Raw genomic sequence first — 23,214 nt, forward strand, 5'->3', positions numbered from 1 at the left:
TTTGGGGGTAACGGGCCCACCCCCATCAGGCGTTACCCCCAATGTCCCTCACCGACACCGGCATCCGCAAAGCCAAGCCTAGCGATAAGCCACAGAAGCTCGCAGATGGTGGCGGGTTATATCTGCTACTCAACCCGAACGGCTCTCGCTGGTGGCGCTACAAATTCCGATTCGAGGGCAAGGAAAAACTGCTGTCACTTGGCACGTATCCTGAAACCAGTCTGGCTGAAGCACGCGACAGGCACGCCGCTGCGCGCAAACAACTGCAGGCCGGCATAGACCCAGGCGCACACCGCAAAGCTGAGAAGGTTGCCGGCGTGGAGCGTGCTGCCAACAGCTTCGCTGTCGTCGCGGAGGAATGGCTCGCGAAGCAACAGAACATGTCCGCCGCGACACTTGAAAAGGCTCGCTGGACATTCGATAGCCTAGTCAATCCATGGATAGGTAGCCGGCCTATCTCCGAGATTGATGCCCCAGAGATGCTCAAAGTGCTCCAGCGGATCGAAGAGCGGGGCGCACACGAAACCGCACATCGGACCAAGCAACGATGTGGGCAGATTTTCCGCTACGCGATTGCCACAGGACGCGCTCGGCACGACCCTACTGCGGACCTAAGAGGTGCCTTGACACCTGCGAAGGTTAAACATCGTGCAGCGATCACGGACCCTGCCAAAATGGGCGAGCTGCTGCGCGCCATCGACGGCTACACCGGCGGCCTAGTCGTGCGCACTGCCCTGAAGCTGGCGCCCTTGCTATTCGTCCGCCCTGGTGAGCTAAGACAAGCCGAGTGGAAGGAGTTCGACCTAGACGTCGGCCAGTGGCGCATCCCGGCCAACAAAATGAAGATGCGGGAACCACATATCGTCCCCTTGCCCGACCAAGCCGTATCCACGCTCCAGGAGCTGCAACCACTGACGGGCCGCAGCCAGTACGTCTTTCCTGGTGAGCGCAGTCGGCAGCGTCCCATGTCCGATGCGGCAATCAACGCCGCTCTGCGCCGCATGGGGTTCGATAAGGACACGATGACTGGCCACGGTTTTCGTGCCATGGCATCAACCCGGCTAAATGAAATGGGATGGTCTGCTGACGTGATCGAGCGCCAGCTTGCGCATGCTGAGCGAAACAAGGTTCGCGCTGCCTATAACCGCGCCCAATATCTGACTGAGCGCAAGAGCATGATGCAAGCATGGGCAGATTACTTAGATGGCCTGAGAGCTGGCAACGTAGTAGGAATCCACAAAAAAAGATCGACTAACGGGTGAAACCATCTGCCCTTATGACTACATGCTCGGATCAGCGATACTGCTGCTTAATGCCCCACTGATTCTTCACCACACACTTCTGCGTCATCGAATGTAGCTATACACGAGAAAAAGCACTAGTAAATAGCCTTTTTCTCTCAACACTTGATACTAGTCCAGTACACCTTGCAAACCAGATCCCCGTTGTAACCAAACCTGCTCTAGCTTGATGAACAAAGACGTACCCTGGCGAGTCATGCATACTAAATGAATGGATACCATCTTCGCTGAGTGCCGGTTGGCCGAAATCCAATCGCGCTACCCGCAAAACTTGTTCTCTACCGAGTTCATCTTTAGCAACGATCCGGAGTTCACGCGCCTCCGGAATCAACCGATCGCCAAAGGCCCCACCGGCCCGCTCACTCTGTTGAGCGTAATGCTTCGACATGGCCTAGACGAGCAACGGCGCGCGCATCTGTTTTCAAGCCCTTTTGACCTTGGGAGCATGAAATCGATCGCGAAGAATCAACTCTCGCTCTCCGATCTCGCCGCAAAGGTTAGACGGGAAAAGAAGCTACCTGACGATGTGGCCACACGGAAAAAGGAGTTTGAAAGTATCACCGGCGCCATCAAAAAAATGACAGGCAAAGGATTCAGGGAATACAAGGACAAACAGAATTCGCTGAGGGTTATCTATTTGCTTGACAGGCTCATGAATGCCCCAGGTTCCAGCAAAGAGGGCCGGAACGAACGTATTCTTACCTTTATCAAAACACCCGCAAAGACATTTGCCTTTGAGATGCGCGGCGCTTACCCGACTGCCGACAGTGAAACCAATAGCTTCCTGCTGAACGACTTACGGGCCTATCTCGGCATTGAAATCGATCTCGACACCTTGACCGATGTCGACAGCTTCTTCTGTTCGCTCATTGATCGAGTCGATTGCATACATCACCTGTTGGACCAGGCCGCTTATTCGGCAGGAACCCACGAGGGCATCATCAGTAGCTACCAGCGCCTGATTTCTCATATCGACCACTTCGATGTCCCACGGTCGAACATGCCCCTCCAGTCCCGGCTAGATCTGGAACTGTATCTCCATCTCCATAAAGTGGAATTCATGCACTTTGCCGGAGCGCTTCGCAACGTTTACACAAAAGCGGCACCGCCGTCCTCGATTCATCCCATTCGGGAGGACATGATCCTTGCTTTTAGCCAAATAACGAACCATCAACAAACCTACCGCAACATCACTCTGCCCTATTTTCGTTTTGATGCCTTCGAGGAGATCGCAAAGGCAAACAGGGATTATTTCCTTGAACTCATCCACACCTCCATGGGATTGAGACTTAGTGATCGCGACTACGAGCGTTCAACCACTCTTGCGGAAGAATTGCTATTCCGTGTCAAATTTTTCGCCAGCGAAAGCCCCATCGACCGTTGCGACATCCGCGTCAACTTCCGGGAAATCACGAGTTCCCTATGCGCCGTCGCCCAGGCCCTGCAGTTCAGGACCGAATATCGATCCAATATCTTCCGAGACACGGGGCAGACCCGATCTATCATCACACCCCTTGAGCGCCGGCTCGATATTGAAAACCTGGATCCAAAGTACGCCATTCAAGAGGGCTATCTACAACTTTGGCACCACCGGCGAGAGTGGGTGCAAGATGCTCTGGAGGGTCATTCAGCTATTGCATCGCTGAAATTTGAGCTTCGTAAAAAGCTATTGGACAAGGTCATTGATTGCCTCAACCTGAACGACATCGAGGCCATCCGCGATGCATTGCGCACACTCGAAACGAGGTTGTCAGATATCCGCCTTGGCTAGCCCCCGGAGCCGGAGCCTTGTCCCGTCATTCGGCACCTTGTCCGGCACCATCCAGGAAAGTCCGGACTTTACCCCTGCCTATACCCCTAATGATTAGGTCCGCCAGGCGCTTTGGCTTGGCGATCAATCCATTAGGAGTAACCCATGAACCTCAGCGATACACCCCATACACCTCCAGACCAGCCCCATTTCGAGTGGGTGTTTCTGGCTTTGCAGCGCATTTTTGCTGCAGTGAATGCGGCCGACAACCGCCATGGTAAACCCCGCCGCCAAGCCGTTCGCGCCAAAGCCGCTTGCGAGATTGTCGGCCTGGGGCGCAGCAATTTCTTCGCACGCCAGAATCCCAAAGATTCCGCTTGGGACCCCACCTTCCCCCGCTCGTTCAAGTTGGGCGCCACACCGCATAGTCCTACCGTGTGGTTCGTCGACGAGCTGGAAGCCTGGCTCGAACAACGCGCTGCGCTGCGCTCGCGCTAAGGGGGCGATATGGCAACCCCTTCCGAACCAGCCAATACGGCAATGTCCGCCAACGAAGCCATTTCGATGTTCGAAGACATGGTTCCGAGCAAAGAGGTCGTGATGCGCCGCGAAATGGAACAGATGTTTCCGTCCATCTGCGCCGCCAGAAAGCGCGACGTCAGCGAAGATCAGATCATCGCAGGTCTTCGCAAGAAATGGCCGGATGCCCACGTAGCGACTATCGTCAAACTGCTGAATTTCGAACATGAGCGTCGCTTGGAAATCGGCGAGCACATCGACTGCAAACCCTTTGGCTCGCCGCGTAAGCCCAAGAGTCGCACAGCAGCCATGAGCGGCGTGGCCTGCGGCTCCGTATCAGCCTCGCAAGCCGTATCTTGCGCAACGAAAGGCGATCAGCTCGAGGTGCCTGCATGAATCAGGCGTTCAATGCGAAGATCCCAAACGTCCTTTTTGGCCCTAAGCATCCGAAGCAGCAGATCGTCGAATTGGACTTCGAGGCGCTGTCCGAGCAACTGATGGGAGATGGCCTTCTCGGCCATCTCCTTCGAGTTGGTGAGTGTCCTGTCTGGGCACTGTCTATTGGCGCGCGTGACGCCTTCCTTGAATTTCAGAAGAACACCAGCGCACCTCCCGCCGTCATCCTGGGCGAATTGTTGGCAGCCATGGCTGCCGCCCTCCAACTGGCCTATCGCGTCAAGAAGTTGGACGGCGTAATTGATCTGCTCTCGCTGTTCATCATCGTGGCATCAGAAACTGGGAGTGGCAAATCGCTCGTGGATCGCCCCTTGATTAAAGCATTCATGAACCACCAGTCAGCCCTATCCCAAAAATTCAACGATGCCAACTTGCGATATAAGCGCGAGATGGCTAAGTGGAACGCAAAGAAGAAGGGCAAGGCTCAGCGCGTAACCAATCTAACCGTGCGCGGACTTCAGGAAGACGACCCCGACCTTGCTGATGCCGATAAGGCGCTGGACGACCACATGACCGGAGAACCGATCAAACCAAAAGAGCCGGACATGCTGAAGACCGACGCATCCATCAGCGACATCCTCGACACGATGCATCATGGCGAGAAGGCCATTTTCCTCATTAGCGACGAAGGCGAGTCCTTGCTTAAAGGCACGATTAAGGACGGTCAACCGGATCTGAACCATATGCTGGATGGCAAACCTATCCGTCACGGTCGGAGGAACTTCAAGATCCGCATTGATCAACCGATCATATCCATGGCGGTTGCCACCTATCCCAAGGCACTTGAAAAGTTCATCGCCAAATACGGCGAAGAAGCCATTGAAAGGGGGTTCTTAGGTCGTTGCTTAATCGCTCTGGTTGACCAGAAGGATGTCACGATGCCCGAACCCATCACCAATCCTCCCTGGACGTATGTAGACCTCTTCTGCGATACGCTTGAATGCAAGCTCAACGAAGGCAATACGTCGGCATCTACCGACGGCTTCACGCCGACGGTACTTCATTTGAGCCCTGATGCATCTCGCATACTCACCGAATGGATGGAGATGATTCAGCCACTTATGGCGCGAGATGGATTGTGGCGCGCTGCCAAGCTTCTCTCCAAAAAGTCACCACAGCTCATCACTCGTGTTGCCGGCATTCTTCACGTATTCGACGGTAGCAACGAGACGGAGATTCCCGCCGACACCGTAAAACGTGCCATTCAGATCGTAGAATGGTATTTATCCCAAGCGTGTCGAATTTTCATGGTGAAGCCCCTGGCTGAAAAGCTCAAGAAGATCGTCAAGATCCTGCATACGTGGTGGAACGATGGTCACGACCCTGTGACTGGCTATCCCTACGAAAACCGGGCAATGGTTCCAAAGAACTATGTTCTTCAACATTCCCATATGCCGGTCGAAGAGCTTGACGCTCTGCTTGAGATGTTGCGCGAGTTTAAAATCTTCACCTTTTATCGTCCCACGGGGAAAACCTATTTGGACCTCAACGTCCACCTTTTTCCCTACGGCCCGGTACTTTGACAAAGCCGCCCCTGATCGGTCGCGATAGCGACCGATCAGGGGCGGCTATTACGCGACACGAGCGGTCCAGAACAACCTCCATCTGACAGGCATAGAACGTGCCCGCGAGAGCACAGCACAGAAGGTTCTGATCAATCTTGCCCAGGTGCACCGTACTAGTGGCGCACAAATACTCTACAACCCGGCAAACACGACTCTACTGCTACCACCTTCTGAAAACCACGCTACAGACGTTACTGTAGCGCCAGTAGCAGCTTTTTCGCGGTATGCAATAGCAATTCCTTGGCACTCCCTGCCCCTCCTACAGACGCGCAGGCATATGGCAACGCCGCGCTACCCTCTGGCGTCCAACAATGTCAACCTACCCATCCTATCGTTCGGGACATGTCACGACCGCTAGGCAAACAAACGTCGCTGCTATCCAACATATTTTGACATGGCCATTCATATCGTTCCGGCCAGCTCACATGCACTAAAAATGCACTAAGTCCACATCATATGGTGCAAACCGACATGCTGGCATTTGCGGTGATCTTGCACAACATCATCCCGTGCACGCGCGCACATGTATGTCGCCAACATTACGGTTACTTATCTAATTGCAACAAACATCAATAGCAATAGAACAAATAGCAATAGACGATAGATGGGTAATCCATAGCAAGTGCAGCATACGACTAGATTGCCAGAAGATGGATAGAAGCCGTCATATCGGCCAGATGACAACTCACCGGCAGAAGGTCAAATACATACAGCTTCCGTCTGCCATGGCGTAACGAAGCAGTAACCGCCCTTCTTCACCAAGCCTCCGATAGCACACAGACCGCTCATCACATTCAGACCAACGCGTCCATGCGCCTGATGATCGGCGTCGTTCCCTCACAACCACTGTCAAAGCAAGAGATGCTCATGAATTCCTTCATTGATCCACAAGCCAGTCCATTCGATGCGAACGCCCCGATACAGGAAATGGAGAACGAGATCGAAGTGCGTGAAAGAAACTATCAACGAGTATCCAAGGGCCGCGTCCACATCAGCAGTGACCGGGCAGTTGTCACCCATGAGCAAGATTGCCTTCTGTGGCTAAAACGCATGGAGAAGCTTTCCATGCGTATCGCGCATAGAAACGAAACAGCCACCAGGGCAGTCAAAAGGCGCACCCTGTCAGGTTTAGTCATAGGCGTCACGCATGAGCTCACCTCACTGGGTGAAGCCGTGTGGGGCCTTTGCCGTGAAGGCATTCCCCTAATCGAAATGAAATGCCCGAGCAGTCGCCATAAGGGAGTGCATTCATCACCGGTACTGCCATTGTCCGTAATCGACGAATTGGCCCACACGGAGCCCATGCCGGTTCAGTTCAATCCGTTCATCACCGTGATACTAAGGGCCTGCCAGCGCGCCATCCCGACACTGAGAGCCTATGGCGATAACAGCCATACCCTCAACGTCACCAACGAACAGGTTCGACATAAGCTGCACTGGGTGGTTCGCTTTGTACGACGTGTCGCGCACACAGCACGCTTCAAGCAGATCGAATCGAACCGCATCAGACTTGAGAAACAGAACTTTGAGCATTGCTGCCAGTACATGGCCTCAGCATTCGCAGAGTACTCCAAACTTCTTGTACTGCGTGTAGACCTGTATATCCGCCAAACTGAGAATACGTGGGCAGATACCCGGCTGGCTGAACAGTGCATGGAGCGCTATCTACGGGCACTGGATGAAGGCCGCATCGTGCCGGACGTGAAGCGTCGCATCTGGAAGCGCGAATGCGGCTTTGACCGTGGCATCCATTACCACCTCTTGGTCGCCCTCGATGGTCATAAGCACCAGAGTGCCGGCGCTCTGACAAAGCTCCTCGGTGATACGTGGGTAGAGCGATGCGGTCCATTACGAGCAAGCTACTTCAATTGCTACGTACGTCGGCACGAATACCTCTACAACGGACTTGGTTCCGTCCACATCAGCGACTGGAAGATGCTAATGGGCATTCGCTACGCCATCCGCTACGTGGTCAAAGGCGATGGCTACGTCATGACCGGATTTACGCGCAACCTTCGCAAGGGCGACACGCCAAAAGATAAAAGCCAACCGAAGCGAGGTGCGCCACGCAAGGATGGGCATGACATGTGGCTAGTCAACGCCGTCCTTGGGAACCCCATGACCAAGAAAAACCTTAAGCTTCCCGCTCCTGTGGCAAAAAGTATTAACGCGCCAGGCTACAAGATGCGGCTCGATAGCAGGGGAGATCGACCATCAATCAACCAGCAGCATAAAAGGCCGCACCTTTCGTAGCGTCCTCGACCTTGAAGTTCAACTTAGCACCCGGCGGATTATCTGATTGCAAAGACGGCAACCTCATCTTTGATCATCCTGGCTAAAGAGGGATTACTCTTTAGCATAAGCATGGTCCGCAATAATTACCGCCAGAACTTCCATCACTTATCTGCCGCCCCCGTTTTATGCCTCTTAATCGCCAATTAAAGGGCATCGGCACATCGATTTAAATTTGGGCCAATCAACTAGTGGATGGCAGATAGGTCATCCATCCTTAGTTGAGTCTGGTGTTATCGAACAGTGCCCCTGGGATTCCACCCCGGTAATCGCCCATTATGCGCGATAGCAGTGACCGGCCTGATCACACAAGGCACCGGCCTCGGCGAGCAAGCTCCGTTGATTCCAAGATCTTAGAACGCCTCAAGTGACGGCAATTCGCGCCGATAACCTCTTGGCAGACCTTGTCCCGGCAACACTACCTTCCCTATGAAACGGTCAGCATGGAACTGCTCACTATTGACTCTATCGCGCAAGTCGTACGCGGTCGCCATGAAAGTGCGTCCGCGATCGATTCGCGTAGACGAATCGACCTTTGCGAACCGTCATCCCCAACGCTTGGCAAGGCCTACATCCAGCGTTGTTTCAGCGAAAACCGGATGTCGATAAGTGTATGTTCGTTCATGTTGTACAATTCGATGAATTGAAGGCGTAAGCACCGGCCATACACAGGGATGACATGACTTCGATAACTAACCGCACATTCTCCGAGCTTCATTCCCCCGGGCCCACTAGGTCATGACAAACAAGCCCGGACAACGCTATCGCGTGAAAGCGTCCGTGAGGGAATGGAAATCTGGGCGTTATGGAACGTGGGCAGCGGTACAAATTCATTCGGAAGCACCTACAACCTCCGCCATCTTCGGTGTCAATAAACTTGGCGCCCAGCCCGCGCCCGGTGAAAACTTCAAATGCGAGATTGCTGAGGAAGGCGGTCGCTGGCGTGTCGTCGCAATGATCACGGACGAACTTCCTTTGATCCTTGAACCCTTCATTGCCATTGTGGACGAGCAATCGGGTTCTGGACGCTCGAAGGGCTATTCCCTTATGCCCTTAGATCCGTCTATCACCAGTGGGCTTCGTACATGGTTACCACAGTCATTGCTCGACAGTGCCAACATCGCACGACTTGTAGTTAATAGCCATGTGGTTGTTAGCGCAAAGAAGGTGACATCCGGTTACGAGGCCGATGGCCTACAGTCGCCACATGCAGGCATGGCATTTCCCGACTGGCAGTCATCCGGCGCATCGCCGTCACAGCCCGTCATAGCACTTGCTCTGCAAGACTGGTCGCGGGACCGGCCGGCCAAGGCCGTGCTATTCGCCGTCCGTGCGCCTGATGCGCAAGTTTATGCAAGCGTATGGATCGATGCGAAAGCGCTGCGTGCGGTCGGCATCCGAGCGCTGTATCGTGCAACGCTACCGGAAATCCAAACCGAAGTTGAAAGCATCAAATGTATCGAGCAATGGACAGAAGTGCTGCGGACGGGTACGACGGAAGCCATTAATGCACTGCACATCGATCGAGTTTCTGTATTGATTGAATCGGCCAGGGAAGGTAAGGCTTGGAAATTTCATCATCTTCTTGCTCCGCGCGCGTTGCGTGAACCACATAAAGATGGCGAGGTGGTCGACTGGGTTCGCGGCGATATCTTGTCGATCAAGGAAAAGAATGGTGAAGAAGATACCCGAATAATCTCCATCGCCTTCGATGACCATCGACTAGGGCGAGGCGAAGGTCGCGCTTTTCTTCCCGCTTCTGTAGTGACGGGCGCAGAACTCGATACGAATGTGCCTGTCATCATTCGCCTCATATCGCGCCTGCCTTACTGGAACATCTCACACGTACACCGCGCCACTCCTGCCCTTCGAGCGCTCGACGATGATTCGCAACCGGCTCAGTAAATTTCTGATTGCTCTCGCCGATATGGTCGGCGGTAACGCCGCAGTAAAAGTCCAGGCAAAGAGCGTTTCGGAAGATCGTCCTTCGCCGCCGGTGCCAAAGAAAATGCCGGAGCCAGCTGAGCCGGAACGCACGTACTTATCGGTCGAAAGCAGCCCGCGCATGCCGCCCGTACCACCCGCCGATCTCGCCATGTACTGGCAGGCCGCGCTCGACTTCGTCTCCTTCCGAGAACTCGGCAAAAAGAAGCCAACCCTTATTTGTCGACCAGACGAAGTACAGCGCCGTGGCGCAAGCGAAGATGAGCAGGGGCAGATGCCAACAGGCAAAAATGTCCATGTGGTTCTTACGCTGCAGGAGCAGCATCGACGCAAGCAGAGCGACAAAGGGCGGCGGCATCACCTCATGGCAGTGCCAGCACTGCTCACAGGGGACGGCTACCTGGTACCACGCACGGATGCTCCACCTGTGCTAAATGGTTCGTATCTCGCTCCTGATGTCGGCCCTTATGCGTTCTGCATTGCTCAGCGCGATGTCGCGGACGACGCGATGACATCCAAGCTACGTACGATGACGACCGACCGCACGATGTCGCTCGGCTGGGAGACCTGGTGGTGCACCGCGATGTCTGTCCTGCGAGAGCTGCTCGAGGCGGGCAGCGATGAGGCGATGTTGGCACGCATGTTGGAGTTACTGCCTCCCGACAAAGGTGGCAAGCCGACGCAGTGGCAGCTCATAGCCGCGGTATTCCCTACTGATGACGGCGGTCGGGGCCAGATTGCAGCGACCTACGAGGCAACGTTGCAGGAAATGCGCAAGGGCGAAGGCCGCGTGCCGTTGTTCGAACGCCTCGGCGGGACCGAGCATGCGACTGACGTCGAACGGATACCTCCTGAGGCCATGAGTTTGATCATGGGTCATATCGACGAATATGAAGAAAGCTCTCAGCGTCGCAGCTTGTTTCCCCTCGACGATACCCAACGCATGGCGGTCACTGCGATCTTGTCCTTGGCGGATGGTGAACTACAAGCGATCAACGGCCCACCGGGAAGCGGCAAGACCTCCATGCTGCGCGCCGTTGTGGCAAGTCAATGGGTGAACGCCGCACTACGCCAGGAACCCTGTCCCATCACCCTCGCCTGTGGTGCCACAAACCAGTCGGTCACCAACGTCATTGAGGCCTTCGGCAAGGCGCCACACCCTGATGACTCTCTTCCCCATGCGCAACGCTGGATCGCCGATGCCAGCAGCTATGGCGCCTATCTTCCGGCGAGCAGTCGCCTCTCGAACGAAGAACTCGGCGCAGAGAACGAGCGCTTCGTATGCCTGCAAACTGCCTTCGGAGGCGGTTTCCCGTATCGTTACTGGAAGCGCGCTGATGCGCTCGATCCATTGCATGCACTGGAATACGAAGAAGTTTACCTGTCCCATGCACGCCGTGCCCTTGGCGACGAGTCCTTAGGAACACTGGAAGTTGCCATCAAGGTCGTCTGGCAGCGTCTAGCCAGTGTCGAACAGCGCCTGAAGCGATTCGACAGCGAATGGCGTTCCGGCGGTAACTGGCAAGACAGCGTGAATGTGCATCTCGACGCCAGGGAAACAGTGTGGGCATCGGAGCGCATGGAGGTGGCAAGGGATTGCGTCAAGCGGTTGACGACTACTCCCTCGGAAGAAAATGCCCAGAAACTCTCTGATCTCCTATGGCGCCCCGATACCTTCCATTGGGCCGCGCGCTACTGGGAGGGCAGATTTCTTCTCGCGCAACGCGAGCGCTTGATCACTCGGCATCCGCTCAACGTTGAAGAGGCCCTCCGCCGTATCTGCATGCTAACGCCTTGCATCGTATCGACGCTGCACAGTGCCCCACGGCTCTTGGAAATCCAGCGTGACTTCGTGGATCCAGCCGATCCCGTGACGCACGTACTCGGGAAGGTCGACCTCTTGGTCGTCGACGAGGCGGGACAAGCATCACCCGAGCTTGCAGCTTCAATCTTCGCCCTTGCCCGCCGCGCGGCCGTGGTGGGGGACATCAAGCAGCTCGCGCCCATTTGGAACAATACGCCTCTTACGGAATTCGGTATTGCCGCCCAAACCGACACCCTCGCACACCTCGACGCTATCGTCCGTTCGCGACGCTCAGTAGCCAGTGGCAGCATACTTGGCGTAGCGCGACTGCTGTCACGCTGGCGCGAGCGCAACGACCTCGGGGTCAGTCTGCGGTACCACTACCGGTGTAAACCCAACATCATCAGCTACTGCAATACGCTGGCCTACGATGGCCAGCTCATTGCACGAACCCGCGAGGATGACAAGGGGCCTGAGCCGACGATGGCGTGGGTTGCCGTAGATGCAACACCTGTCCCTGTCAGCGGTTCGTGGAGTAATCCGCGCGAGGTTGAGGAAATCGTTTCCTGGATCGTCGAACGCTGGCCGACATGGCGGAAGCACCCACAAACCGAGAACAAGTCGCTGCATGAGATTATCGCCCTCATCACGCCGTATCGCCCGCAAGCTGACTTGCTAAAAAGCAGCCTCAAGAACGCGATCGAACACGCACGAAAGAAGCACGGAGGAGACTGGCCCGATAAAGAGGATGTCGAAAAGGTGGTAATCGGCACCGTTCATAAGCTTCAGGGTGCCGAGAGACCAATCGTTTGCTTTAGCCTTGTCGAAGGCCCAGAGCAGAGTGGTACGAGCTTCATCGATACCGAACGCAGTCTACTGAACGTAGCAGTTTCACGCGCGAAGCGCTCCTTCATCATCTTCGCGAACCCGCGTCGACTGTTTTCGGATGACTTGCGTCGCGAAGTACGAGAAAGCCCGGAACTACTGGGAGCCACGATTGCCTCTATGTCACCCTCACATCAGCTCGGCGCGCACTTGCATTACCGTATCAGTGCTCGCCCGCTGTATCCGCAAAGAGTCGTTTTCATCGAGGCAATTAACAAGCAGCAAACGCTTTCAGACATCCTCGGAAAGGTATCTGCGGTCATGGCGACGGCTGGTGCGCTCACCCAGTTACCCGTCAACGGTGGGGTCGACATAGGTGCTGGCTTCGTCCCCTACCCCATAAACGAATCGACGGCCAGAGATTTCCTCAATCGAGCCGCGCGGATCCTTCCTTCCATCAACGAAGTCGTTCTGGCAACCGACGACGATCGCATGGGCGAGTACATCAGCTGGCAGATAAGCCGCCTGTTACGTGGAGAGCTGACCGGCAAGCTGGTTGTGCGCGCGCGCCTGGCGGCCATGACGCGATCGGCAGTCAGTCGAGCCATCGACGCCTCGACCGACATAAACGAACGCAAGGTGACTGCGGAAATAGTTCGTGAAATTGCCGACTGCCTTATCACTCAGCGCTTCACCGGATTATCCGCCTCAGAAGGAGTCAGGCTGGCGTGTGGCACCCTCTACGATAAACTCGCCCCGCTCGGCGCGATCGAGACGGACAGGTCACCGACAGGCCATGTCCCATCCCTGGGCAGGGTGCAGGCCGCCATCCTCGGGTTACTGCTACGGCAAGCCCGCGAGACGCTGGAACTCGCAGGATCAAACCGTATCGTCGCCGAGATTCCTTATGGCAAGGGTGCCCTGTATGGCGAGGTGTTTCATCTCGCGCAAAATCGCGCCACGACGCAGACCCGCGATGGACTTAGCGCATTGGCCGGCCTCGCCTTGGCTCCTGACACCCCTCCAATGATCGTGCGAGACGTAGCCGGACCACCGGAGGCGGGAACGATCTCGATCATGGCGCAAGCTTGGCGCCGCTTCGGCCTCGAGCCATGGACGACAATGGATGCGCTACAATCGCTCTACGATGGTTCATGGTCCGCGCAAGGCCACCAGTCCTCAGCGCCCGATCCATACGAACCGGAGGAACCGGTCGTTCCGCTTGAGCGCCAGGGACATCCACCGATCACGCCGCTCGATCGTACGGCCACCCCCGACGTACTTGCGCATCAGTTTTCCAATCCTGCCTGCGACCAGGTCTATCGACTCGTCTGGGACCGGCTCGCCGCTGCCGAACGTGGCCCGTACGAGCTCCGCTATGCAACCCTTGACCTGCCATTTGATTCGAACAGCGCCGCACAGATCTGCATTCGCGTCCGTGCCGCGTCCTGCAGGCCAGCTATCACTGCGCCGACGTTCCGTGACGACGATAATGCCATAGAAACCGCAACTCTCATGCTTGGCGATGATCCCGCGCGAATCAACGCCGTCGATGACCTGCTCGAAGCCTGGGATCGCCGTTCGTTCGACGGCGTCATACCCCGCCTGTCCATGGAACCCGCAGGTCAATGGGAGATGCCACTCGATCGCCTGTTACTTGATCTCGAAAGCGCAGGCATCGGACGTCCATCAACATTGGCCCGTTCACTCCAGAGGCTAGTCGAGAAAAAGCTAATCGTCCTCCCGGCTGCAGGCGGCTCGGTCAAGCTTACAAAATCGGGAGTCGAAGCCGCGCTCACTCTGGAAGCGGCGGAGCCAGAGTTATCGTCACCCGATTTCTCCTCGCGTATGTCCGGCCGGCTCGATGCGATCGAACGAGGCGAAGCGGGGCCCCGCGACGTACTGGCATGGCTTGCCACGTACTTCATGCCACGCGCAGCGGTGCGCGAACTGACGCCGCGTATCTGGAATTCGTTGGCCGAGCTCGAGTTCGCGATGGATCATCGAACGGCGTCGATTCCGTCGGGCGGCCTAGTCAGTCGTGCATCGAATACCGATAGCATCACGGGTCGGGAGCAGAACACTTGAGTGGAGGGCTCACGTCATATCCCCGCACTGGTGGCGGGGGTGGCTCTTCGCTCGCAGCTATCCATCGCCTGCTTGGTCGTCTTCATACGGGAAGCCAGGCAAGCAACGATACGTATGCAATGCAATTGCTAGATGCACTTGAGCGATTCAGGACTGAGCAATCCAATCAAGGCCTGCACGAGTCGACCATCGCCCAAGCCATCCTGATCAGGGACGCACTCTTCGCTGCACGGGCTTCGGGCAGAGTATCGCGCGCCCACCACCAGAAGGCCATGGAAATCTGTGCCGAGGAATTCAGAGTCATAAGACCATTTGCTAGCACAGGGTTCATGCAACGCTCCCAGAACGCAATCCTGGCGGCGAGCCAGCCCAACATCACGCTCGCAACACTGCGTGGACTTAAGGAAGAAATCGGTCTTGTCGCATGGCTCTACGAGGCATCCGCTCTGCTCGGAGTAGACCTATCCACGACCATCGCCGCCAACACGACGGCGTTGCACGCCCGATGGGGAGTTGCTTACGGTTCCAACGGTAATCTTGTCTACCTCGAGACCGGCGCTTCGTACAACGTGAATATCGTGATATGCATTGAGGTGCCGGGTAGCCCCGGCCCGCTCATCATGGCGGGGGAAGCCAAGGGTGGCCATAGCGCTTACGGCATCGTGCAAGGTTCACCAACTATGCGCGCCGAGCTCAAAGTAACGTCTCCGATCTCACAAGGCTCGCTCATTTACGCAAGATCCCGGGCGTGGTACATGCGTAGGGACATGGGAACGGCCCCACACAAGGTCGAGCGTCGCAAGGGGGGTATCATGATCGAGGAAGCCGCGAAGAGTCGCCGATTGGTCTTCATGGCGGCGCGTGGTGACATAGTGGCGGCGCAGACACAATCGACATCCCGGGACCACCTCGAATGCAATTGATACTGCCCGCTCCCCTGGAAGACACCGCGGAAGCCATCAGCCGCGACGACATGACCATGTACGAGAGCCTGCTCGCCGAAGGGGTCCTTACCCGCACCACTGCTATCAACCGGGACAACATCCAACCCGTGGCGGAACTGCATATCGGCCTAATCCAGTACCTAGGCGGCGCTTACCATCTACGGGACGCGGAGCGCTTTCGCAAAGCCGTGTCCATGCATCTGAGTCTCGCCGAGTGGCTGGTCGAGCGCTTCGAACCAGAGCCACGCCATCTGTTAGTCGACTTGTGCCTTTCAGTCATTAATGGTTCCTCGCAAACCCGTCGCTCTCTCGCCAGGGCCATATTAACGGCGCCTGGTGGCGTAGATATCCATGACGAAGCTGGACTCCTAGCCACGATATTGGCCGCAACCAGCGACTTAGATCGCGGCCGCGCAGTACTCGAAATAGCGAGACTGCGCAACGCTTGCGTCGCCCGCACCTTTCCTCGCCTGCGTACGCGAGCCCTGATCGCATTCGCGATCGGCGCACGCGAGATCAACGCTGGAACCACGACGCGCTTCGCTTCGTGGTTATTGCGCATGGACAGCAGCCGTCTCGCATCTATCGTGAAGGAACTCACCCGTGCGCAACGGGGAGAATCTACAGCGATCACGGCGGCCTCTTTCATCGATCTTCCCGCTGCCGCACTAGCTTCACTCGCTGCATCGCGCTTGAGGCGCCGGGATGGCGACACCTTTCCTAAGACGTTCTTTTCCGACTACCGCTGGATCGCTGAGGCAGGATGGGCGTAATCATCGAATTTTTCTCCGTAGCGGCCGATGCGGAAGTGACCGAAGATGGCGATGAAGTCGCTTCGATCTCAATCAATTCGCGAGCGGCAGGCTCTGTCTTCGCGGTCCTCATGGCATCACCGCTAGCAGGGCTAGTGGGTGACGGCAGTGCTGCAGAGCGAGCCATTACGGTACGGATGCCGGATTTCCCCACTCTTACCCTCTTCGCCATAAGCCTACGCGACACAGATCCCGACGAAGCGTTGCGCGACTTCGCCAATGCATTGGACGACGCCATAAACGAAGCTAGCTGGCGAATGGGCGATCTCCGGATCGTAGCGACCTAATGCTCAGTTGCAGGCTTCAGCCAAGGTGCTTTGCCGAGACGCAAGTCTGACCAGCTCATCACCAGAAAGATTTCTGCGCCAGTGGTATTGGACGCGACGATAACCTCCTTGTCAGGGTTTTCCACTTTTGGCGCAAGGTAGGCAGGAATGATACCAATACCAATCTGCCCCCCGGCGCTGATAGCGACACAAGGGAACTCCTCACCACGAGATCGTGCCGCCCTGACCTGATCCTCGCACCAATCCCAATCCTGTCCAGTCAGAGTCATGGGCACGAGCGTATGAGCGAGTTGTGGATGCCATAGATCGACCAAGTTTGGAATGTCCTCCAGCAGCATTTCCAGAACAGAATCAGGGACGAGTGCGTCAATCGCATTCGATACCGCGGCGTATCCTTGGCTCAACGGAATGCTGGCACCTAAGAGATTTTCGAACTTCTCTGCCGTCCGCGCCGCGTCACGACCGTTTCCTAGCGCGTGCTTAGCAGACTCCCGTAACCATTCCCGTCCCATGTCGACAGCTTCCGCTTTGATACCAGAGATTTCCGTTGCAGACGCAAATTGAGGATCGAAAGCTGCGTAGCATCGCAGCCCTACTCCAAAGGCTTGACGCATCAATGGCTCGCCAGCTTTTAAGAATTCGGCGCTGAACCACTTGGCGAAGGCGCCAGTTTGCGCGATCACAGCTTGCTTATCTTCATATTGACCAATAGGGAGGATTGGTGGCTCCTCGGTGATTTCCTCAGCGGATATGTACCGCAACACCACCTCATGCGCAGGCCGCACTAGATCAGCTTCGGCCCAAAACAAATTAGCCCGCATGAGGCGTTGCTGATGTTCGTCGGCGCCGGCATATTGAGCTGCAATAGAATAGAAGCGCCCCAGTCGCAGACCAATGCCGAAGACCGCGGAAATCGTCCATTGCCCATCTTGGACAAGTGGCTTGAGTGCAATGTCGTCGAGAAGGGCTACACCAAGGTTTGGAAATCGCCAATCCACACCAGGCTTTGCTAGTCCGCCGAGAAAGTTCCTCACCCGGGGAACGTTTCGGACAGCGTCTCTGACATAGTCGCCCAGCATGCCCCAAAAATCCATCATCACGGGCGTGAAATGCCGGTCCGGTGTGACGGGGTCTGCCATCCATCGGCTCACGTCACGTAGCGTTCGCCAGTTGGAGAAGTTTTCCCAGCGGGCTCTGCCGAAGGTATTCAGGTAGCCAACCGCCGCTTGCATATCTCCGCCGGTCCAGTCCCAAGAAGAGGACAAGTCATCCAGATTGCCGTCATCGTGAACGTAGCTTGCAATAGGGGACGCGTGAGCCTGTAGAAATCCCTGATCGATGGCGTGGTCCACGAAGCTAAATGGATTAACCACACCGGCGAGGATTAAATAAGGCCCTTCGGCGAGACCCGGGTAGAAGTGATTGTAGGCAATGAAAGCAAATCCAGATCCGCCTGACCGTTCAGCTTCTCGAACAATGAGCTGGGTGGCCGTGTCACACACTGCGTAAACCTGATCCTCGGTAAGGCCGGGCTCCGGCCTAAATGAAAGGAACGCAGTGACGATGGCACTATCAGGCATCGCAGCTTGCCCCATAGACGTCCAGGCCTTCGGGATATGAACGTCAAGGAGCGGCTCAATCCCGCTGTCATCGAACCGCAAGCAAAGAACGTTTCGGCGACTCCATGTATTTAGTCCTGCTACCGCATGATCCAGTAGCGTGGAAAAATCTCGGGAGACAATCACCATCATGATGTCATTTGCGCCCGCAAATGGCAGATGATTCAAAACTTCGTGCTCATAAGCGAGCAGCTCGGTTATGGCCTCGCGGGCGGTGGTATTCTGGTTTTTGACCTCGATAATGATGAATTGCGAGGTGTCTCTCTTGCAGTAGAGCAGATCAGTGAACAGTCGCTCACCCCTTTCGGCGGACATGTTTCGGTTGTTCTTAACGATTAGGTCGAGCGGCCCGAGTGAGGTCAGCACGTTTTGCGCGGCTCGTTGGCATCCCTTACGTGTTAGATAGTCAACAGGAAACGAGGGCCAGAAATCAGGCGAGGACCAATGTGCGAGCTCCACCCCGATCTTTTCCTTCCCCTGGATATGTTTTTGGATCTCACCTGATCGAACGACCGTTTCCAACCAGTCCTGCACGTCCTGTTCTGAGGTGAAGGAAGCTCCCAGTTTTGATGTAGTGGACATAGTGGCCTGGTTGTTAGCTAATTTGTGGGATGGTGCCAGGCGTGATATCGCCCAACAGGTTAGTCGTGGATCTGTGCAGTGCATCGACAAAAATCGTCATTAAACCCCGACGCACGACTACGAGAGCGCAACTATTTCGTCTTCGGCAAACCAGCCGCATGCCTTGATGGCAGTCAACGCCGAGCTCGCATCCTTCGCCCAGAGCACCAATGCCAAACTTTCTTCGGCACGGCTGCACGTGACATAGAGCAAACGAAGCGTTCGGTCGATGGCGGTTTCCTTCCCCGCCGCCATGTTTTCCCTATCGCCCTTGCTCAGCCCAGCACCGAATAGCTTGTCGTAGGAAAACAGGTTCCCCTCAGCTTCCTCATCATCCATGACGACCATGACGTGCTTGAACTCAGACCCCTTCACTACTTGGTGTGTAGCAAAGGGCGCCTCGCCACCCAGATATGTCCGGTAGCGTGCGAGTTCGGTCCATGGCGCATTCATCAGGGCGTGCCACCCGCGACGCTGACGGTCTTCCTTGCTTTCTCCGGCCCCCCGTTGGGGCTCAGGCGGCGGCGCCCGCTCATCCCGATAGGCTTCAACTAGGCGAGTGTCAGCTGGAAGCACATTGGCCTCCAGAATCGGAGCCAGAACTTGTTTGATCAGTGCGCCATCAGTGCAGCACAGCCCGGCGAATCGGCCGATTGCTTGGTGGAGCTCAGCAAGCCGCGTGGCACGCGCGGTACGCTCGCTCGGTACCTTCGCCAGTGCATCGTGGCGGCGTAGCACTGCCATCGCGACAAACTCATCCCACGTGCCACCTGTCTGGACACACTCAGCAAGTTCCAGCAACCCTCCAAGAAGAGGACGAACCATCGACGGCCCCATCCGCTCGCCGTTGGGGTCGGGCGTGGCCGCTTCTTTGTCGAGCAAAACCATACCGCTGTAGACCTCGTAGAAGCCACCTCGCTTCGCCCCCAACTTGTGCTCCAAAGCCAACGTCTTGAATCCAATTTGGTCGACAGTCCACGCTTCTGCGTTCGTTACCTGCGCCATAACACCCGCACAGTTAGCTTCTGCACCCATCTTTGCAGACGCGGAGCGCGACGTGTTACCGACGAATATCCGCAACTTGCCGCCCTGCTTTTCGCTACGGGAATGCTGGGCCACTCCAGTCTTAGGTTGAGTGCGACCTTCGATGTCGGCCTCCCAAATGGCGTTGATGAGCCGGACGATGCGCTCCTGGCTACGATGATTCATCTGCAACGCCGGACGAGCCCAGGTCGGCGGAATGTGCGACGGCAAGTCGGTATGGCCATCGGCATAGATACGCTGGCGGTGATCGCCGAGCAGGCCAAGCGTGAAGTTGCCGGGGCGAACGCTCGTAAGGTCCAACAGAGCATCCAACACACCCCGCATCGTATCCTGCGATTCGTCGATGAGCAGGAGGGGATGTCGATCCTGAACAATGCGCTGCAAAGTGGGCCGCTCGCGAAGTAGCCACGCCGCCACGTGCAGCACGTCCTGGTGCGAAAGCGCGCCTTCGCCATACGTGTTGTGGTCGGGGTGATATCGGAATGCGGGGGTCGCCCTCAGTTCGTCCGCCTCAGCTTCCAGCTCCGCATACTTCTTGCGGTCGGTGTCGGTCTCGCCTTTCTTCTTCGACTGCGCATAGGCTTTCGCCTCAGCAAGATCCTCTGCGTTCTTTGCTAATAAAGCCTGACGGATATCGTCGTCGAAACCTTTCACCAGCTCCCAACAGAACGAGTGGATGGTGGAAACGTCAGTCATTCGGTTCTCGCCAAGTCGACTGGTGACCACCCGCGCAGCGTTTTTCGTGTAGGTAATTACCCGCACCGACTGGCCTCTCGCACGCAGTTTCGAAGCGTAGACACCGCCTGCTGCATGCTCGACCACGCCAGTGATGCGACGGAGCACCTCAACCAGCGTACGCGTCTTGCCTGACCCTGCACCCGCAAAGAGGAAAAAGCTGCGCGGGTGAACATCAGCAACGTAGCTGCAAATTTCCTCGACAACGTGCGCGTCCCGCTCATTGCCCACCTCTTCGACGGCTACGTTCATACCGTCAATCCCGTCGACTGCAGTTGCATCGCGAGCCAATTAAGCGCTTCGGCGATGTAGCTAGGACATGCGAGGTTTCCGCTGGCGAATCGTTCGAACAAAGTAGCGGCAAAGTCTCCTTTGCTGAATCCCTTGTGCATTGTTTCATGGAGCTGCTGTGCCAACTCTGCGGGCTTGGGATAGTCGACCACGAGTCCGACGACTTTGCCTAAGGCTCCCCGGTGTTCGACCTTCTTGCCGGAAACCGGATCTTTCTCCTCATCCAAACCTTTGAACCAAGCTATGTTCGAAAGCACCAAAGCGTCTTCGAACGAACTGGGCCACTGTCCGTCGGCACTGGGAATGGGTACCTGCCAAGCGAAGCGCACCTTGCCTCCGTTGAGCGATGTCCATTCGAGGTCTGCTGCCTTTGGCGTACCATACTCCTGAAAGCTGGCAAGCTTAGGATGCCACGCAGTCAGGGTATCGTTCCCGCATTCGAGGGCCGACTGTCCTGCAATGCACACGGCGACCTTGATGGTCCGCTTACCGACCACCTGCGGCGCCACCGGGTCGACATCGGTAATGATCACTGTCGGAATGCCCAAGCATTCCACCAAAGGCCGAAGCCGATGGGCATGGCTCCCCCCTATATCGAGGAATGACAGATACTTTTTGTCCAGGGCTGGAAGATCTCGCGCGATGAACAGCGGCACGAGCATCCGTTCTGCAGTGCCCTCGACGAACACTGCCGCGTCGGCGAACAGCAAGTCGGTATGCTGAACTTGAAAATATCGCTCGGCGAATACCCTGGTCTGTACGTCGCTGCCAAACACGTCAGCAAGATTGATGACGCGTGTACTCGCCTTGGCCCCCGCAGCGGATGCTGGTGTGCGCTTCACGTAGCGTAACCGGGTGAAACTGTTGCCGTGAGCCAAATGACTGGAGTGGGTGCTGATGAGAAGTTGCGTGCGCAAGTGGCTCTGTTCAGTGCCATTGGGGCACAGAAGTGCATGGGCGTTGGCGGAGAAACATCGTTGCACCTGCACATGGAGGTGGGCTTCGGGCTCTTCCACCATGACAAGATGGACTGCCGCGGGTGTGCCTTGCGTCGGATTCAATCTCGCCGTGCGGAACGACACAAGCATGAAACTTAGGGATTGGAGATTCTGGTAGCCAAGCCCGATGGAGTGCTCCGGCAGCGACTCGTCCAATGCCGTCTTGTCATTGCGGTACTGGATGGCCGTGCCGTGCGCAAGCAGGTCTGCCGTCTGGATGCGCGTGCGGAAATGCATCTCCTGCGGGTCGTGCAAGCCTGGGTAGCCCAGAATCTGCACGTCTTGCATCGCCGGTTGGAGCGCCTCGAAAATGCGCTCGTCCAGGTTCGCCTGCGCATTGGCGACGGCCTCGACTAACGCCTCGCTTTGTCCATGAGCAGACGTGCTGACGTTCAAGTGCTGACGCGCAAACTTTACGAGCTGGCTTGAAAACAAGCCCGGTCTCGCGCCCGTCGACTCGGACCGCGTCTCGTCGTCCTCAGCTCCCAGGCCACGCTGCGCCGGCACGAAGTCCACGCGAATGAGTTGCCGCAGTAACGCCAACTCCACCGGCTGCGAACTTGGCGGGAGGGGTTGCGGCGCACTTGCTTTCACAGGTGACAGAGGGCCTTTGGTGGGGTCCAGCCGATACGCTTGGATGCGACGCAGGTCGGTCGGGTGCCGGAGCCAGTAATCAAGCAAGTCCGTCGGCCACGCGTGGCCCTTCTTCGCCAACTTGCGCACAGGGGCTCGAGCCTCGCGATAACGCCAAGCCAGCTTGCGCAGGTCGTTTGCATCACTCGTAGGCTCCAATCGTAGACGAAGTCCGACAGCACCACCCGACCACATGAGGGTGGTGATGAAAGGCGCCACGTAGTGATACGCGCCGTCCTTCGCGTCGAACCATAGGTCGATGAACGGCATACAAGCTAATAGTTGCTGATGCTGCTGCTCCCAGGAGTCGGCGTCTTTCGTGTCTGTCGTGGGATCCTCATCGAGAGCCTCCCAAGCTTCAGCCAACTGCCTGAGCGTGGCCCATTGCGAGAGGCTGATATCGAAGGCGCGAAAGCCCGGCGATTCACTCAGGAAGTTGCGCAGCGCGATAAGTAGCGACGTCTTGCCGCTGTTGTTGGCGCCAACTAGGACCGTTGTGCAGTCATCGAAATCCAACCGGGCCTGGGTCAAACGACGGAAATTCCCCACCTCGGCACATGCGAGCCTGATTGGTGGGGACACCGCAGATGCCGCCGATGGAGCGAGCGACTCGCTGAGCGGCGCGGCGTCGACGGGTGTTTCGACGGAAGACTGCATGGTCCATTCCTTGCGCGATATGTGGTGAC

Annotated in this window: 14 protein-coding genes; 11 read left to right on the forward strand and 3 right to left on the reverse strand. The window is 56.6% G+C overall.

All coding sequences use genetic code 11. From position 1 onward, the window contains the following. The first annotated feature begins 41 nt into the window (after positions 1-41). The 11 genes from ISN74_RS12070 (at position 42) to ISN74_RS12120 (ending at position 16,587) form a co-directional block, all read left to right on the forward strand. Positions 42-1,262 carry a tyrosine-type recombinase/integrase gene (locus ISN74_RS12070; protein ID WP_188800961.1) on the forward strand — a complete coding sequence of 407 codons (1,221 nt, stop codon included), beginning with the start codon at positions 42-44 and terminating at the stop codon, positions 1,260-1,262. A gap of 250 nt (positions 1,263-1,512) precedes the next feature. Further along, positions 1,513-3,072, forward strand: coding sequence for a hypothetical protein (locus tag ISN74_RS12075; RefSeq protein ID WP_188800962.1), 1,560 nt, complete (start codon positions 1,513-1,515; stop codon positions 3,070-3,072). 144 nt (positions 3,073-3,216) lie between these two features. Then, on the forward strand, positions 3,217-3,549 hold the full coding sequence (locus ISN74_RS12080) for a helix-turn-helix transcriptional regulator (protein ID WP_188800964.1): 333 nt from the start codon (positions 3,217-3,219) through the stop codon (positions 3,547-3,549). Between the two features lie 9 nt (positions 3,550-3,558). Continuing rightward, the gene (locus ISN74_RS12085; RefSeq protein WP_188800965.1) at positions 3,559-3,966 is read left to right on the forward strand and encodes a hypothetical protein; all 408 of its coding nucleotides are present in this window, start codon (positions 3,559-3,561) and stop codon (positions 3,964-3,966) included. Beyond that, positions 3,963-5,549 (forward strand): DUF3987 domain-containing protein, encoded by a 1,587-nt coding sequence (locus tag ISN74_RS12090; protein ID WP_188800967.1) that lies wholly within the window; start codon positions 3,963-3,965, stop codon positions 5,547-5,549. Before ISN74_RS12085 ends, ISN74_RS12090 begins: the two co-directional genes overlap by 4 nt. Positions 5,550-6,401: 852 nt before the next feature. Then, positions 6,402-7,844 carry a YagK/YfjJ domain-containing protein gene (locus ISN74_RS12095; protein WP_188800968.1) on the forward strand — a complete coding sequence of 481 codons (1,443 nt, stop codon included), beginning with the start codon at positions 6,402-6,404 and terminating at the stop codon, positions 7,842-7,844. A 777-nt stretch (positions 7,845-8,621) separates the two neighbouring features. Then, positions 8,622-9,788, forward strand: a complete 1,167-nt coding sequence (locus tag ISN74_RS12100) for a hypothetical protein (RefSeq protein ID WP_188800970.1) — start codon at positions 8,622-8,624, stop codon at positions 9,786-9,788. After that, the gene (locus tag ISN74_RS12105) at positions 9,766-14,544 is read left to right on the forward strand and encodes an AAA domain-containing protein (protein WP_188800971.1); all 4,779 of its coding nucleotides are present in this window, start codon (positions 9,766-9,768) and stop codon (positions 14,542-14,544) included. Before ISN74_RS12100 ends, ISN74_RS12105 begins: the two co-directional genes overlap by 23 nt. Positions 14,545-14,663: 119 nt before the next feature. Beyond that, positions 14,664-15,467, forward strand: a complete 804-nt coding sequence (locus ISN74_RS12110; RefSeq protein WP_188800973.1) for a hypothetical protein — start codon at positions 14,664-14,666, stop codon at positions 15,465-15,467. After that, positions 15,458-16,261: a hypothetical protein gene (locus ISN74_RS12115; protein WP_188800975.1), complete on the forward strand. Its 804-nt coding sequence runs from the start codon at positions 15,458-15,460 to the stop codon at positions 16,259-16,261. The genes ISN74_RS12110 and ISN74_RS12115 overlap by 10 nt, the downstream gene beginning before the upstream one ends. Further along, positions 16,252-16,587: a hypothetical protein gene (locus ISN74_RS12120; protein WP_188800977.1), complete on the forward strand. Its 336-nt coding sequence runs from the start codon at positions 16,252-16,254 to the stop codon at positions 16,585-16,587. Before ISN74_RS12115 ends, ISN74_RS12120 begins: the two co-directional genes overlap by 10 nt. Here ISN74_RS12120 and ISN74_RS12125 read toward each other — a convergent pair. The 3 genes from ISN74_RS12125 to ISN74_RS12135 all read right to left on the reverse strand — a co-directional run bounded on the left by ISN74_RS12125 (position 16,584) and on the right by ISN74_RS12135 (position 23,185). Then, complete coding sequence (locus ISN74_RS12125; protein ID WP_188800978.1) at positions 16,584-18,788, reverse strand: hypothetical protein; 2,205 nt, start codon at positions 18,786-18,788, stop codon at positions 16,584-16,586. The two genes, ISN74_RS12120 and ISN74_RS12125, sit on opposite strands and share 4 nt — an antisense overlap. Positions 18,789-18,905: 117 nt before the next feature. Next, positions 18,906-20,858 carry a UvrD-helicase domain-containing protein gene (locus tag ISN74_RS12130; RefSeq protein WP_188800980.1) on the reverse strand — a complete coding sequence of 651 codons (1,953 nt, stop codon included), beginning with the start codon at positions 20,856-20,858 and terminating at the stop codon, positions 18,906-18,908. Then, positions 20,855-23,185, reverse strand: coding sequence for an AAA family ATPase (locus ISN74_RS12135; RefSeq protein ID WP_188800982.1), 2,331 nt, complete (start codon positions 23,183-23,185; stop codon positions 20,855-20,857). The genes ISN74_RS12130 and ISN74_RS12135 overlap by 4 nt, the downstream gene beginning before the upstream one ends. Positions 23,186-23,214 lie beyond the last annotated feature (29 nt).

This window comes from Dyella caseinilytica, assembly GCF_016865235.1.
Lineage (GTDB): Bacteria > Pseudomonadota > Gammaproteobacteria > Xanthomonadales > Rhodanobacteraceae > Dyella_B > Dyella_B caseinilytica.